Annotated in this window: 13 protein-coding genes; 4 read left to right on the forward strand and 9 right to left on the reverse strand. The window is 33.1% G+C overall.

Annotated features, from left to right (window positions below):
* Positions 1-16 precede the first annotated feature (16 nt).
* From Q0829_RS01205 to Q0829_RS01215, 3 genes are read right to left on the reverse strand one after another with little or no spacing between them, the layout of a single operon-like run.
* Positions 17-562 carry an RsmD family RNA methyltransferase gene (locus Q0829_RS01205; RefSeq protein ID WP_298538969.1) on the reverse strand — a complete coding sequence of 182 codons (546 nt, stop codon included), beginning with the start codon at positions 560-562 and terminating at the stop codon, positions 17-19.
* A 1-nt stretch (position 563) separates the two neighbouring features.
* Positions 564-1397, reverse strand: coding sequence for a DUF3822 family protein (locus Q0829_RS01210; RefSeq protein WP_298538971.1), 834 nt, complete (start codon positions 1395-1397; stop codon positions 564-566).
* Positions 1369-2025 (reverse strand): hypothetical protein, encoded by a 657-nt coding sequence (locus Q0829_RS01215; protein WP_298538973.1) that lies wholly within the window; start codon positions 2023-2025, stop codon positions 1369-1371. The genes Q0829_RS01210 and Q0829_RS01215 overlap by 29 nt, the downstream gene beginning before the upstream one ends.
* Before the next feature lie 136 nt (positions 2026-2161).
* Between Q0829_RS01215 and Q0829_RS01220 the strand changes: the two genes are divergently transcribed.
* The 4 genes from Q0829_RS01220 to Q0829_RS01235 all read left to right on the forward strand — a co-directional run bounded on the left by Q0829_RS01220 (position 2162) and on the right by Q0829_RS01235 (position 6673).
* Entirely contained in the window at positions 2162-3589 is a 1428-nt protein-coding gene (locus tag Q0829_RS01220; RefSeq protein ID WP_298538974.1) for an AAA family ATPase, read from the forward strand.
* Positions 3590-3601: 12 nt separating this feature from the next.
* Positions 3602-4165: a DUF4126 domain-containing protein gene (locus tag Q0829_RS01225; RefSeq protein ID WP_298538976.1), complete on the forward strand. Its 564-nt coding sequence runs from the start codon at positions 3602-3604 to the stop codon at positions 4163-4165.
* Between the two features lie 78 nt (positions 4166-4243).
* Positions 4244-6088 (forward strand): 3-deoxy-manno-octulosonate cytidylyltransferase, encoded by a 1845-nt coding sequence (gene kdsB / locus Q0829_RS01230; RefSeq protein WP_298541191.1) that lies wholly within the window; start codon positions 4244-4246, stop codon positions 6086-6088.
* Between the two features lie 27 nt (positions 6089-6115).
* Positions 6116-6673, forward strand: coding sequence for a 1-acyl-sn-glycerol-3-phosphate acyltransferase (locus Q0829_RS01235; protein ID WP_298538977.1), 558 nt, complete (start codon positions 6116-6118; stop codon positions 6671-6673).
* On the opposite strand, the gene Q0829_RS01240 is transcribed toward Q0829_RS01235, so the two are convergent.
* From Q0829_RS01240 to Q0829_RS01265, 6 genes are all read right to left on the reverse strand, one after another.
* Positions 6670-7182, reverse strand: coding sequence for a hypothetical protein (locus Q0829_RS01240; protein ID WP_298538979.1), 513 nt, complete (start codon positions 7180-7182; stop codon positions 6670-6672). The genes Q0829_RS01235 and Q0829_RS01240 overlap by 4 nt on opposite strands.
* 102 nt (positions 7183-7284) lie before the next feature.
* Complete coding sequence (locus Q0829_RS01245; protein ID WP_298538981.1) at positions 7285-8010, reverse strand: YebC/PmpR family DNA-binding transcriptional regulator; 726 nt, start codon at positions 8008-8010, stop codon at positions 7285-7287.
* A gap of 79 nt (positions 8011-8089) precedes the next feature.
* On the reverse strand, positions 8090-8374 hold the full coding sequence (locus tag Q0829_RS01250) for a 4a-hydroxytetrahydrobiopterin dehydratase (RefSeq protein ID WP_298538983.1): 285 nt from the start codon (positions 8372-8374) through the stop codon (positions 8090-8092).
* A gap of 27 nt (positions 8375-8401) precedes the next feature.
* Positions 8402-10564, reverse strand: coding sequence for a glycoside hydrolase family 9 protein (locus tag Q0829_RS01255; RefSeq protein ID WP_298538986.1), 2163 nt, complete (start codon positions 10562-10564; stop codon positions 8402-8404).
* Between the two features lie 155 nt (positions 10565-10719).
* Positions 10720-11667 carry a septum formation inhibitor Maf gene (locus Q0829_RS01260; protein ID WP_298538988.1) on the reverse strand — a complete coding sequence of 316 codons (948 nt, stop codon included), beginning with the start codon at positions 11665-11667 and terminating at the stop codon, positions 10720-10722.
* Positions 11668-11709: 42 nt separating this feature from the next.
* Positions 11710-12297 carry a Maf-like protein gene (locus Q0829_RS01265; RefSeq protein ID WP_298538990.1) on the reverse strand — a complete coding sequence of 196 codons (588 nt, stop codon included), beginning with the start codon at positions 12295-12297 and terminating at the stop codon, positions 11710-11712.

A 12297-nucleotide genomic window follows, 5' to 3' on the forward strand; every position in this document is an offset into this window, starting at 1 on the left:
TTTTTAGGGTAGTATGCTAAGGTTTACTTTTTTCGAAAAAGCTAAAGACAGATCCTCCATATTTACGAGCATTGCTAAAATTGGCAACATCATCAAGCTTAGTGTGCTTAGAGTGTTCAATAATTAAAATACCATCTTCATTAAGTAAATCGTGCTCAAAAACTAATTCGGCAATCTTTGCAAACTGTTCATTTGTAAAATCATAAGGCGGATCGGCAAAGATAATATCTGATGTACGTTTTACTTTTTCTAAGTAATGATATACATCACTTTTTATGGTTTCTATTTCGAAATCAAGCTCTTTTGCTATACTTTTTATATAGCCTACACAAGCATAGTGCGAATCAACGGCTGTAATATTATCCGCACCGCGTGAGGCAAACTCATAGCTGATGTTACCTGTTCCTGCAAAAAGATCAAGCAATGTAACCTGAGAAAATACATAATGATGATTTAGGATGTTAAACAACCCTTCTTTGGCCATATCCGTTGTAGGTCGTACAGGTAATTTTTTCGGGGCCTGTAGTCTTTTTCCTTTATATTTTCCAGAGATAATTCGCATACTAAAAATGATTTAACAAAATAAAATGTTGGTGATTATCAATAGAAGGTAAAGTTTCAGAGAATTTGGTATTGTTGTTTCTGTTCCCAAAACCCACATGACGTATGTATTTATGTGCAATGTCGTAACAAGAGCTGTTTTTAGAAATATCACCTAAGAAAATTAATGTAAACTCTTCTGGATTCAATCTTAATTGTTCTGCAGCAAACATCACATAATACAAAAAATCTTCACTGGTTTCATAAATATATGAATTACTCAATAGTAATTTTCCTTTATTAGTGATTACCAGATCGAATGTTTTAGAATTCATATGTGCAAAAACTCTCGTAGTTTCGGTATTTTTCTCTTTTGATAAAACCTTATCAATTAGTATTGTAGCAGAATGCTTATAGGTAAATGATCCAAAAGTTTCAAAAAAGAAATTATTAATATTGGTATAAGGAATATAAACAGTAACTATTTCGTGTTGATCCAATTCATCATACGCTATAAAATCGTTTTCTAATACTTTGATATTGTGTTTTAGATAATCTTTTAGAGATTCAGAATCAAACAAAGCCTTTGGAACACAAGTATAGAGGTCATTTTGATAAATAACTTCTACAACATCAAAGTTGTGTCTTAGATTTGTATTGTGATCAAAGCTATATTTTATCTTTTCTAATACTTGTTCTGGAGATAAATGTATACCAAAATCATCTTTCTCTAAGGCAATTACTTCGTTATCAGAATTTACTGTACAAAAAGAAAGTCCATTCAGGCTTACCTGAATGGACAATGTATATTTTGTATTACCAAAAGTATTACTCTTGTTCTGTTGTATTTGAGTCATAAGTTTTTGGCCAATTACCTGTAGTGTTTACTTCTTGCATCGAACCAACTGATAAGAATGGTCCATCCACACCTTCTACAGATTTTACTTGTTTTTCTTGATATAGTAAATCTTTATCTAGATCGTGTAATAAAATATCCTTAGAGACTTTAGCTTCAAAAACGCTAATTCTAATTCCGTTTTTATCAATAAAACCAGCATCAAGGTCAAACTTAGCGTCTTTACCTTCTACAGGCACATTCATCATAGTTTTGTAGCGATCGCTTCCTCCAAACAAAGAATCCTTTATAGATGCGTAACCAAGTGTATCAACAACTACAGTATCTCTTGGTTCATCTATCTGTAAAATTTTATTAAATCTGATAAAACTAGAATCTCTACGTTGTGTAAGAGTAAATTTAGCAGTATCTATAAAAGCAATTAACTTGGCCGGATCTTTTTCGAATCTACCAACTACCGTATTATGAGCTAGTTCTGCTTGTCGAATATCTCTTAAGTTTTCGATAGCTTTTGCATAACGCACTTTTTTAATTTTGTTGAATCGTACAGGACCCATTACAGAATTGTATACCATGTAACCCAAGGCTGCGATAACTACCCATAGAACTAATTGAAGAACAATTTTCATTTTATAATTTAGCTTTTAGACATTAGTGTATACGCAAATCTACAATTTTTTTTCAATCGTAAAAGTTTATAGCCAAAAAATCATTACTATCTTTGATTTATTAACAGAATATGAATTTAAGTATTATGGATATTTCATGAGGGAAACAGAATTTTATCAATTGTTAAAAGACGATTTTCCTTTTGAACCGACTCTAAGACAGGACATTGTACTTCAGAAGCTTTCTGCTTTTATATTATCAGGCACAAAAGATTCACTTTTTTTATTAAAAGGATATGCAGGAACAGGAAAAACAACTTTAATAGGAACTTTGGTCAAAAACCTTGGAAAAGCGAGATTAAATTCTGTTTTATTGGCTCCTACAGGTCGTGCTGCGAAGGTAATTAGCAACTATTCGGGCAGACAAGCACAAACAATACACAGAAATATTTATTATCCAAAAAAAACAAGTAGTGGAGGTCTTGCTTTTCAGTTAAAACAAAATAAAAGCAGAAATACCATCTTTATTGTAGATGAAGCTTCTATGATTCCAGACACTCCTAGTGATAGTAAACTATTTGAAAATGGATCATTATTAGATGATTTAATGATGTATGTGTACTCAGGTCATAATTGTAAAATCCTTTTTATTGGTGATACAGCTCAGTTACCTCCGGTTAAATTAGAAGTAAGTCCAGCTTTGGATGCCGATAATTTATCAATGGGTTTTAATAAAGAAGTAACCCAAATAGAATTAGATGAAGTAGTAAGACAAGCTGAAAACAGTGGTATTCTAATGAATGCAACATCATTAAGAGAACTGCTTAATGATGGGTTTTATGAGTCTTTTCAATTTAATATAGAAGGATATCCAGATATTATAAGGCTAATTGATGGACATGATATTATGGATGCTTTAAATGATTCTTATGCCAGTTCAGGTCATGAGGAATCAGTAATTATCTTGAGATCTAACAAAAGAGCCAATATATATAACCAACAAATTCGTTCCAGAATACTTTTTCAGGAAGAAGAACTCTCAGCTGGAGATTACCTAATGGTTGTAAAGAATAATTACTTTTGGTTGGACAATAAGAGTGAAGCAGGGTTTATAGCAAATGGAGATATTATTAAAATTTTGGAGATATATGCTATAAAAGAATTATATGGTTTTCGTTTTGCAGAAGTGAAAATAGCTATGGTTGATTATCCGGATCAAAAACCATTGGAAACCGTTTTGATTTTAGATACTTTAACTTCAGAAACACCTTCTTTGTCCTATGAAGAATCTAATAAGTTATATCAAGAAGTAATGAAAGATTTTGAAGGTGAAAAATCAAAATATAAAAAGTTTCTTGGTGTGAAAAACAATAAGTTTTTTAATGGATTACAAGTGAAATTTTCTTATGCGATCACCTGTCATAAATCTCAAGGAGGACAGTGGGATACTGTCTTTATAGAACAACCTTATCTTCCTGATGGGATTAACAAAGATTATTTAAGGTGGTTGTATACAGCGGTTACTAGAGCTAAAGAAAAACTGTATCTTATTGGGTTTAAGGACGATTTTTTTATTGAGAATTAAATTTATTTATAAATGCAAGAAACAATTTTAAGCATATGTTTAGGAATTGGATTGGCAGCTTCTGTTGGTTTTAGAGTGTTTTTGCCGTTATTAGCAGTTAGTTTGGCAGGTCATTATGGTGTTATTCCGTTAAATTCTAGTTGGGAATGGGTAGGGAGTAATGTAGCGTTGCTCGTTCTATCTATAGCTACAATAGTTGAAATTTTAGCATATTATATCCCTTGGTTTGATAATCTATTGGATACGATAGCGATTCCACTTGCCGCAATAGCGGGTACTGCGGTTATGGTATCAACTGTTGCTAATCTGAGTCCTACAGTAACTTGGGCACTAGCTATTATCGCAGGTGGAGGAACAGCAACTACTGTAAAAAGCACAATGGGAGCGTCTAGACTAACATCTACAGCAACTACAGGAGGATTGGCAAATCCTGTTATAGCGACTGTAGAAACTGGAACAGCATCTGTGATGTCTTTGGTATCTATTTTTATAGCACCTTTGGCAATTATTTTGGTAATACTGTTGTTCTTTGGTTTAAGAAAAGTTTATAAAAAACTATTTACTCGCTCTTCTTGAAAATCGATTTAAAAAAGTTATTTTTGATCCTTCAAAAAGCACACAATTTTGAACAAAACTAATCTGAAAACCATCGCAATGATTCCTGCGAGATATGCTGCATCCCGATTTCCTGGGAAATTAATGCAGGATCTTGAAGGGAAATCAGTTATTCTTAGAACATACGAAGCAGCAGTAAATACATCGTTATTTAGTGAAGTTTATGTGGTTACTGATAGCGATATTATTTTTAAAGAAATTACAGCTCACGGTGGTAAAGCTATCATGAGTATTAAAGACCATGATTGCGGGAGTGATAGAATTGCCGAAGCTGTGGAGAATATGGATATTGATATCGTAGTCAATGTACAAGGGGATGAGCCCTTTACCGAAAGAGAAAGTCTTGAAAAAGTTTTGGAAGTGTTTCAGGGAGATGATGCAGATAAAATAGATCTAGCAAGTCTTATGACTCCAATGAATGATTGGGATGATATCGTGAACCCAAATAGCGTGAAAGTAATTGTAGACAAAGACGATTATGCTTTATACTTTTCTCGCGCTCCAATTCCATATCCTAGAGATAAAGAAATTAGCCATACATATTATAAACATAAAGGAATTTATGCATTCAGAAAGCAAGCAATTCTGGATTTTTATCGCCTACCGATGAGAACTTTAGAAGCTTCAGAAAAGATTGAGTGTATTAGATATTTGGAGTATGGTAAGAACATAAAAATGATAGAAACACACCACGAAGGTGTGGAAATAGATACCCCGGAAGATTTAGAAAAAGCAAGGAATTTAATTAATAAACAAAATCTTTTGAATATTACATCTACGGTTACTTCTAACGTTAAAGAATCAATCCATAAGAATTTTCCTATGGTACCAAGAGTGGTTTTTGGTAAAGGATCCTTTAATCAACTAGAACAAATCCTCTCTCCAGAAAGAAAAAGTGGAGCCCCTTTTATTTATCTTATCGATGATGTTTTTGAAAATAATAAAACGTTTATTGAAGATAGGATAAATTTATCAGGAAATGATAGTATAGTTTACGTATCTACAAAAGAAGAACCTAAAACTTCTCAGGTAGACCAATTAGTTTCAGAGTTTAAGAGTACATACAGTTTTACACCAAGCGGTATTATTGGTATTGGTGGCGGATCAATAATGGATCTTGCAAAAGCTGTAGCTATTATGATGAACAATACCGGTAGTGCTACAGAGTACCAAGGTTGGGACCTTGTAGATAATAAAGCTGTATATCATGTAGGAATTCCAACGATTTCGGGAACAGGAGCAGAGGTTTCAAGGACAACAGTATTAACAGGTCCTGAAAAGAAATTAGGTATCAATTCTGATTTTACACCTTTTGATCAGGTAATTCTGGATCCAGAATTGATAAAAGAGGTGCCTAAAGATCAGTGGTTTTATACGGGGATGGATTGTTATATTCATTGTATAGAATCTTTAAATGGTACTTATCTCAATGCGTTTAGTCAAAGTTATGGTGAGAAAGCATATGACCTTTGCAAAGAGATCTTTCTAGAAAACACATTAGATAAAGAAGAGGCAGATGCCAAACTAATGATGGCTTCTTGGCATGGAGGTATGAGTATTGCTTATTCGCAGGTAGGCGTTGCACATGCTATGAGTTATGGATTAGCATACGTTTTAGGAACGAAGCACGGAATAGGGAACTGTATTGTTTTTGATAAGTTAGGAGATTATTATCCTGAAGGAGTAGCGCTTTTTAAGAAAATGAAAGAAGTTCATAACATTAAACTCCCTACAGGAATTTGTGCTAATGTAACAGAACAACAACTAGATACTATGGCATCTGTAGCTCTAGGTTTGGTACCTTTATGGGAAAACGCTTTAGGCAAAAATTGGCAAGAAAAGATGAATGCCGATACGTTAAAGGCAATTTATCGTACATTATAAGCCTAATAATACTATAATCAGATAATCATGAGAAAACTATCATCTTTTATATTTCACAAAATTTTGGGGTGGAAGATGATAGGAGATTTTGACAATGATAATATAAAGAAGTGCGTTGTTATTGCAGTTCCACATACTAGTTGGCATGATTTTTATATTGGTTTACTTATCCGACAAGTTGCTGGTGTTAAAATAAGTTTTATGGGTAAGAAGGAGCTTTTTAAATGGCCATTTGGTTGGTATTTTAGAAAAGTAGGAGGGATTGCGTTAGATAGAACTCCTGGTCAAAACAAGGTTGAAGCGATCGCAAAAGAGTTCGAGAAACGTGATGAGCTTAGATTAACATTGGCTCCAGAAGGAACAAGGAAAAAAGTGACTTCGTGGAAAACAGGTTTCTATTATATCGCTCAAGCTGCTAATGTGCCTATCATTATGGTTGCTTTTGACTTTGGAAACAAACAAGCAGTAATATCTTCAGCGTTTTATCCTACAGATGATATTGATAAAGATTTACAATCTATGTATAGCTTTTTTAAAGGTGTAAAAGGAAAAGTCCCAGAATATAGTTTTGAACCAGAATCTTAAAACTTTCGAGTATTTTCTTTTTTTATAATCTCCTTTTTAGGTTCTTCTTTTTGTTCTTCTAAAGCGCTTGCTCCAAAAAGTAATTCTGTACTGGAAAAGGTTGTTCCAAAAGTTTTTGCTGCAAGATAAACTTGCGATATAGCGCTTTCTACCTGTTCTGTGGTTAATTCTTTCAAAGGGTGTACGTACGCAGACCATAAAATCCCATTAGAAATCGCATATTTTACATCAAGAGCAGAATGAAAGTTTGCTGTCATAGAATCTAATAGTAAATCTTTATCAAGATTACTGGATTCTGTAATAGGTGCTATAATTCGCATTCTGTTATTTTTTGCATCCGTAATACATAACATAGGAGTTTCTTTATAAACAAATTGCCAGTTTCCTGATATTCCTTTTAAAGTATCTGATTTTCTGGTAATAATTTCACCTAACGTATGATTGTTCATATTTTGAGCCTGAGAAAATAATCCCAGAAAAAGAAATGCCAAAAAGATCCAATGCTTCATAATTGTATTGATTTTTAATTAGGTCGTAAATACTTTTTAAACATAACAAAAAAAGACCACCTAATTAGGCAGTCTTTTCATAAAGTATTGTTATGCTTTTGTTTACTCTTCAGAAGACGACTCTTCCATAGAATGATATACATTTTGTACATCATCATCTTCTTCTATTTTTTCCAGAAGCTTTTCCACATCAGCTGCTTGTTCTGGAGTAAGTTTCTTAGTTACTTGCGGAATACGTTCAAAACCAGATGACAAGATTTCAATTTCTCTGCTTTCTAATTCTTTTTGGATAGCACCAAAGCTACCAAAAGGAGCGTAAATCAATATACCGTCTTCATCCTGAAAAACTTCTTCTGCTCCAAAATCTATAAATTCTAGTTCTATTTCTTCAGGATCAAGTCCTTCTCCATTAATTCTAAAATTGCAGGTATGATCAAACATAAACTCTACAGAACCAGAGGTTCCTAGGTTACCATCACATTTATTAAAATAGGATCGAACATTAGCAACTGTTCTATTATTATTATCAGTAGCTGTTTCTACCAGAATAGCAATTCCGTGTGGAGCATACCCTTCAAATAAGACTTCTTTATAATCGCTTTGGTCTTTGTCAGAAGCTTTTTTAATTGCACGTTCTACATTGTCTTTAGGCATGTTTACAGACTTTGCATTCTGTATTACTGCTCTCAGACGTGAATTAGAAGCTGGATCCGGACCACCTTCTTTTACAGCCATTACAATGTCTTTACCAATACGAGTAAATGCTTTGGACATTGCTGACCAACGTTTCATCTTACGTGCCTTTCTGAACTCAAAAGCTCTTCCCATAATCTAAATTTAAAATCTGAATACAAACATAAGTAGAAACCAAATGTTTCACAAATACATATTCATTTCCACTTAATTTTTATTCTTCTTCTACAATTCCATCAATAGCTTTGGCAAGTTGAAAATCTTTTTCAGTAACGCCGTCTGCATCATGTGTGGACAGACTTACATTAACTACATTATATACATTGGACCAATCAGGATGATGGTTTAATGCTTCAGCTTCAAAAGCAATACGAGACATAGCCGAAAAAGCATCTTTAAAGTTTTCGAATTCGAATGATGTATGAAGTGCATTATCTTCATATTCCCAACCATCCATTTTTTCAAGTCGAGAGGTAATTTCAGTTTCAGTTAGTTTCATTGTTATGTGATTATTACGTGATTGTTTTTATTGAATAATAAATTTTTGACTAAAGCTTCTATTGGCGGTTTCAGCTTTAAGAATATAAATTCCTTGATTTAATTTTGAAACATTGATATAGTCTTTAACTTCAGTTTGGATCAACTTTTTTCCAATAATAGAAGATATAGTAATAGTGAAATTTGTTGTATCTATATTTTCAGGAAATTGGATTTTGATTGAATTTTTGGTTGGATTAGGGTATAATACCAATTTGGGAGTTTCAATATTTGGTGTGTTATTAGATAATAAGGCTCCAGATTCTGAAGCGAATTTAGATAAAAGTCTTATGTAAGCTATCTGATATCCACAACTATTTTCTGAGATTGACCAGGAATTTAGTGGCCAATTATTATTGAAGTCTAAATAAGATTTTTGATTCGGTTGCCCCTTTGGGGGAGATATAGAAATAGAATTGCATAAAGCATCATTGGCAGAGCTTCCACAACTACTATTGCAACATTGATCTCTATCATAACTTGGATTAGGTCCACCAGGGACAAAACCAGGAGCAGGACCATATAGAGAAACTCCAGTTTCATCCCAATCAGTTCCATCTTGAAACCAAGTATGATATATTTGATTTGCGCAACGATCACCACCGAAATTATACATATTTGTTAGATATGTTAGGTTTAGAGGATTTACTCCATGTAAGTAATGAATATAATTTTCTGCAGCTTTTTCGGCATCCAAAGCTCGAGAAGTATTTAGTTCATACTCTTTAATATTGTAAAAAGTAAGTCCTTTCTTTGCTTTTGTATTATTGCTTCCCCAAGTATATGTTTCCAAATGAGCCATGTACGGATCAACTTTATTATCAAATGACATAAAATTAATAGCGTTTGAATTCATTGAACTGTTATAGGTGTTGGTTATGTTATCAATTACATCGGTAGAAACTCCTGGAATTCTGGTGTAGTAGAGTAAGGTTTCTTGTTCTCTAGCTTCAAAAGGAAAAACAAAATTCCAGGCAATCATATGAGTTTCTGTATAATTATTTTCAAAAAAAGTTTTATAGTTTTCCTGTTCAGTAATTTCATATAGATGCGCTGCAGCTCTTAAGCGATACATTGCCCTTCCATAATCATCTACTTCTTGTTGTCCAGCACCAATTCCTTGTGATCCATTAGTGGCATCGTTATTTCTCCAGATAATATTAGGATTTGCCGTAGCCCAGTTCCAGGCATTTACCGCCGCCTGTTCTAAGGTGTTGGCATAAACAGTCATCCCAAATGACTTAAATATCTTAGCTCCAAAAGCAAATGTACTCCCAGAATTCCAGGTACTACTTGTGTTTATATCTCCATAAAGACTTTGACCAGTAGCAGAAGAAGGTGGACTCGCATGGCTTTCTGAAACTACTGAAATCATACTACCATCATTATTTTGTAATTTTAATAAGTGATCCATTCCCCATTTAGCTTCATCCAATATATCGGGGATGTTATTTCCGGATTCTGGGATGTCATAATCATCTCCCCAAACATCAGGATTTTCTGTATAGGCAAGTAACATTTCATATATATAATTAGAAGTCCAATTGGTGTATTTGTTATAATCACCAGCATCATACCAACCACCACTTACATCTTTTTCAGTTGTAGGATCATTAGGAGCATCATAACTTCTGCATTGAGTGTCTTGTAATGATCCCATATGGCTAGCATCATCTACCCAATTCGCTTCTGCATAAGGGAGGGCTTTAGTAAACCCTACTCTTTGATAGTAAAAGGTTCTTACCGCTTGTTTTAATACTTCGTTATAGATATCTTCTCTTATTTCAAATTCGAAAGAACGAAGGTTATTAGTCACATCAAGAATATAATAAGTTCCTGAAATGGAATAATTACTAAAATCAAACCACCAAGCTTTATCTCCTGAAGATGTGTCTTCAGCACCGGTATTCCATATTATAGGTGTTCCCGTAAAAACCTGTTGATTATTAGATGAATTTACTAATGCATATGTGTTTCCTGGGCTAAAAGATTCATCAGAGTCGAAGCCCGTTTGAGGATCTCTAATTACCGCTATTTTATCTGAATTAGGTCTATATCCAAACTGGTCAATTACAATATAATCAGATAATGATTGTGCTTGGATTCCATTTAAACCTATTACAAACAATATGCATAACACATGCTTTTTCATAATTAAGTAGATTTGTTAAGTTTAATTTTTTGGCAATACCAATTTCTTAATAAAAGCTCAGTTTTCCTAATATACCTCAACAATTGTTTCTTAGTGCAGAGTGCTTTTTTTTATTTTGATTTTCAGTGTTTTAAGGTCGAAAAAGTGTATTTAGCTTATCTCAATCCCAAAGAATCTCTTAATACCTCATCTTTATTACTGTTCTTTCCCCAATAAGCAGATTTAATACTTTTTAATTTCGTAGCTTTTGTAGTTAATTCTTGTGCATTAGCTCCAAATCCACTTTTAAAAGTTTCTGTCCAGCCTTCTATTTCGTATGGAAAAGAACTAGTAAAGGTAATGCTAATACTTCTATCTAATTCTGGATAGTTTATGGTGTAAACATTAGAAGTAGTGTTTTTTTGTAAGGTAGCTTTTGCTGAATATGCTTTAATCTCCTTGTGTTTGAGTCTGGAGTACTCTAGAGAAGGAATGATCTTTAAATCCCCTTGTGGTAAGTTATTAGGATCGATTCTGATTTTTGCCCATAATTCATTTTCTAGAATATCTTTTTCTAATGAAAAATTCTGATCAGCTTCTCCCTGGAAATAGGAGTGAGACATAATATCAAATTTCTTTCTATTGTTTAACTGTGCATAGACATGTCCACACCACTCTTGCATAGAACTTGATATTTTTATGGCATGCTGATTGTCTGCTACAGGATAAAAAGTACTTTGCATAATTGAATATGGATAAATACCTGTATTAAATTTTTTGGTAGCATTTAACTTTAGAACAGCTATGTTTTCTTTGTTTTGATAATCTGCTTTGACTTGTTCTTTACTAAGAAAATCTTCGGTTACATAAATGAGAACTGCTTTTCCTTCTCTAATTTCACCATATCTCGCTTGTTCTAATTGATACGATGTAATTTCTGCATTACCGGCATACCAGTATTTTTTAAAGCTTTCCGAAAGTTCTTTTGCTGGTTTTAATGCTGTTGCTGTATTTTTGATAATTACTTTTTCAGCATTTTTGTTCTTTTCATCTGCTTTGATATTACTGCACGCAATAATTATCAAAACACCTAATATTCCGAATAAGAGCAATGACTTTTTCATAATATGTTTTTTTATGCTTTTATAAAGCAAATTACGATAAAGCTATGATCTGGCAAGTTCCATTAACGTTTCATAAACAAGTTGAACAGGAAGTCCCATAACATTAAAATAACTTCCTGCTATATGAGTAATACCTATATATCCAATCCACTCTTGTATGCCATACGCACCTGCCTTATCCATTGGAGAAAACGTATCTACATAATAGTCTATTTCTTCAGATGTAAGTGGTTTAAAGGTAACTTTTGTGGTTTGATTTAAAATTTTGATGGTAGTAGCCGTTTTAAAACATACTGATGTAATTACCTCGTGAGTTTCTCCTGATAATGATTCTATCATATTTTTAGCGTCTTGTGCATCTTTAGGTTTTCCGATAGCTTTATTATGATGCCAAACTATGGTGTCACTGGTGACTAAAATATCGTTTGGTTTTAATTGTGTGAATTCATCTGCTTTTAGTTTTGCCAGATAATCTGATATTGCGGATGCCTTAAGATGATCGGGGTATATTTCGTTGACTTCTTTCAGTTGAATAGTAAAGTCAAAATCTAAATCCCTGAAAAATTGTTGTCTTCTAGGTGATCCGGACGCTAGAATAACGTTGTGATTCTTTAATAATTCTCTTAGCAT

Origin of the sequence: uncultured Aquimarina sp. (assembly GCF_947492405.1) — a bacterium.
In the GTDB taxonomy this organism is placed as follows: Bacteria; Bacteroidota; Bacteroidia; order Flavobacteriales; family Flavobacteriaceae; genus Aquimarina.

Excerpts from the sequence above, each read along its gene's own strand:
- Q0829_RS01220 (WP_298538974.1), top strand. The coding sequence starts at position 2,162 with ATGAGGGAAACAGAATTTTATCAATTGTTAAAAGACGATTTTCCTTTT.
- Q0829_RS01205 (WP_298538969.1), bottom strand. The coding sequence starts at position 562 with ATGCGAATTATCTCTGGAAAATATAAAGGAAAAAGACTACAGGCCCCG.
- Q0829_RS01255 (WP_298538986.1), bottom strand. The coding sequence starts at position 10,564 with ATGAAAAAGCATGTGTTATGCATATTGTTTGTAATAGGTTTAAATGGA.
- Q0829_RS01245 (WP_298538981.1), bottom strand. The coding sequence starts at position 8,010 with ATGGGAAGAGCTTTTGAGTTCAGAAAGGCACGTAAGATGAAACGTTGG.
- Q0829_RS01210 (WP_298538971.1), bottom strand. The coding sequence starts at position 1,397 with ATGACTCAAATACAACAGAACAAGAGTAATACTTTTGGTAATACAAAA.
- Q0829_RS01250 (WP_298538983.1), bottom strand. The coding sequence starts at position 8,374 with ATGAAACTAACTGAAACTGAAATTACCTCTCGACTTGAAAAAATGGAT.
- Q0829_RS01225 (WP_298538976.1), top strand. The coding sequence starts at position 3,602 with ATGCAAGAAACAATTTTAAGCATATGTTTAGGAATTGGATTGGCAGCT.
- kdsB (WP_298541191.1), top strand. The coding sequence starts at position 4,244 with ATGATTCCTGCGAGATATGCTGCATCCCGATTTCCTGGGAAATTAATG.
- Q0829_RS01240 (WP_298538979.1), bottom strand. The coding sequence starts at position 7,182 with ATGAAGCATTGGATCTTTTTGGCATTTCTTTTTCTGGGATTATTTTCT.
- Q0829_RS01215 (WP_298538973.1), bottom strand. The coding sequence starts at position 2,025 with ATGAAAATTGTTCTTCAATTAGTTCTATGGGTAGTTATCGCAGCCTTG.
- Q0829_RS01260 (WP_298538988.1), bottom strand. The coding sequence starts at position 11,667 with ATGAAAAAGTCATTGCTCTTATTCGGAATATTAGGTGTTTTGATAATT.
- Q0829_RS01235 (WP_298538977.1), top strand. The coding sequence starts at position 6,116 with ATGAGAAAACTATCATCTTTTATATTTCACAAAATTTTGGGGTGGAAG.
- Q0829_RS01265 (WP_298538990.1), bottom strand. The coding sequence starts at position 12,297 with ATGCTAAGAGAATTATTAAAGAATCACAACGTTATTCTAGCGTCCGGA.